The 392-nt window shown below is 49.0% G+C and carries 1 protein-coding gene; it reads right to left on the reverse strand.

Annotation, left to right across the window (positions count from 1 at the left end):
- The coding region (locus tag A3750_RS25970; RefSeq protein WP_197474929.1) for a hypothetical protein at positions 1-392 on the reverse strand (392 nt) is incomplete at both ends.

Genomic DNA, 392 nt, shown 5'->3' on the forward strand with positions numbered 1-392 from the left:
AATAAATACCGCGTTGAGGTGATCATGACCAAAGTGTGCAAAATACTTGAGTGCTTCTCGTGTTGTTGCCATCGTTTGGCCACAATTTTGGATGCGCCGATTTAGCGCTTCGCCAACAAGAGCCGGGTACGCCTGGCCTTTTAGCTGTTCTGTTCCGCAGGTGTTGCAATCGCCAAGAAATAGCAACTCGCTGCGTCGCACTAACTGCCTGTACAAAGTGCATGTTCTCGAGACCATCGCCTCTTGTGTAAATTCATTTCGAATGGCTTCGAACAAGCTGCTTTGAGCTTTTCTGTGTTGATCCAGCACATTACTCGCATTGGAAAGAAATTGCCGGAGATCGTCAGGCGTTTTGGAGGGGATGAGAGACTGCTTTGGAAGCAGGCTCGCAG

Source organism: Oleiphilus sp. HI0079, from assembly GCF_001635105.1.